1 protein-coding gene is annotated in these 703 nt (G+C 51.9%); it reads left to right on the top strand.

Annotation, left to right across the window (positions count from 1 at the left end; translation table 11 throughout):
• Positions 1 to 703, top strand: a 703-nt coding sequence (locus ICE90_RS10740) for an autotransporter-associated beta strand repeat-containing protein (protein ID WP_216192507.1), incomplete at both ends; no start/stop codon positions are given.

Genomic DNA, 703 nt, shown 5'->3' with positions numbered 1-703 from the left:
TCAACGGCGGTACTTTACGTTTAGGCACTGGCGGCTCACTCGCTGCTGCTAGCGCATTGATCATGACTGGCACTAGCATCTTTGATCTGTATGGCAACTCCCAAAGCATTGCTTCCTTAACCGGTGCTACTGGCAATACCATCTTGAACTCTAAAGGAAGTACAGCCTCTACCGTAACGGTCGTTGGTGGCACTACTACTTATGCTGGTGTGATTGCTGATAACGCCGGTACTGGCGGCTCTGTTGCCTTAGCGCTCTCAGGCGGTTCCTTAACCCTGTCTGGTGCTAATACCTACACCGGCACAACCACCATTAATGGCGGCACACTGCACATTAGCAATAACACTGGCTTAGGCAGCAATAGTGGCGGGGCAGTGACGGTTAATAGTGGTGCTACTTTAGATCTAGTCTCTGTCACTGTTGGTGCTAAAGCAGTAGTCCTGAATGGCGGCACCTTAGCCGATGCCACGAGCTCCCTAGCAGGTGATATCAGCTTCACTAGCGCTAGCACGATTAACACTGCGACTGGCGATACGCTGACCTTGTCGGGCATCCTCTCTGGTAGCTATGGCTTTACTAAGACTGGCGCAGGCACTTTAGTCCTAACCAATAGCGCCAATGCTTACACTGGCAGCACTACCGTATCAGCCGGCACTCTGTCCTTAACTGGCACAGGCTCCATTGCTACTTCAAGCAGCCTGAT

The sequence above is a fragment of the Polynucleobacter sp. AP-RePozz3-80-G7 genome (assembly GCF_018882145.1).
GTDB lineage: Bacteria > Pseudomonadota > Gammaproteobacteria > Burkholderiales > Burkholderiaceae > Polynucleobacter.
The sequence above is the reverse complement of the archived record's forward strand: the minus strand, read 5'-3'. Positions and strand labels throughout refer to the sequence as shown.